The following is a 653-nucleotide window of genomic DNA, read 5'->3' as shown; positions in this document are numbered from 1 at the left end:
CCGCCGCCGAAGCCGCCGTAGCCGCCGTAGCCGAAACCGCCGAAACCGCCGCCGCCACCGAAGCCGCCGTCGCCGCCGTCGCCGCCGCCGCCGCCGCCGCCGAAACCGCCAGTTGGGGTCGCCTCTGTGCCTGCGTAGCCCCCATAGTTGCCATTGCCCCCGTAGCCGCCATCATTAGAACCCGTTGGGTCATTGCCAAATAGCCCGCCGCCGCCACCGAAGCTGCCGTCGCCGCCGCCGTACATGCCGCCGCCGCCGTAGCCGCCGGAGCTGGGGCCGAGGTTGTTGCCGCCGATCGCCCGGTTGTTGCTCAGGGTCACATCCGTGAGGGTGACGGTGCCGTCATAGATAAATAGCGCCCCCCCCAGACCTGCGCCGCCGCCACCGAAGTAACTACTGCCCCCTTTCGCAAGGCCATTGGTGAGGGTGAGGTCACTGAGGGTGATAGTGCCCGATTTTACAAACAACGGGCGAAAGTTGCCGTCGGTGTTGGCGTCGGTGCTGCTGTCGCCATCGATGGTAAAGCCGTTGCCGATAATCTCGATGTTGCTGTTCAGCAGGGTTTTCATCACCCCGTTATTAAATGTCAAGTACATAGGCGTGTCGCGACAACTACATAGGCGGATGAGTCGTCGGCAAAGCGCGATCGGCAG

Annotated in this window: 1 pseudogene; it reads right to left on the bottom strand. The window is 64.3% G+C overall.

What is annotated here, in order from left to right:
* A pseudogene (locus JUK32_RS16425) lies at positions 1 to 596 on the bottom strand (autotransporter domain-containing protein); the annotation flags it as partial.
* Between the last annotated feature and the right edge of the window lie 57 nt (positions 597 to 653).

This window comes from Halomicronema sp. CCY15110 (assembly GCF_016888165.1).
Lineage (GTDB): Bacteria > Cyanobacteriota > Cyanobacteriia > Phormidesmidales > Phormidesmidaceae > Halomicronema.
The sequence above is the reverse complement of the archived record's forward strand: the minus strand, read 5'-3'. Positions and strand labels throughout refer to the sequence as shown.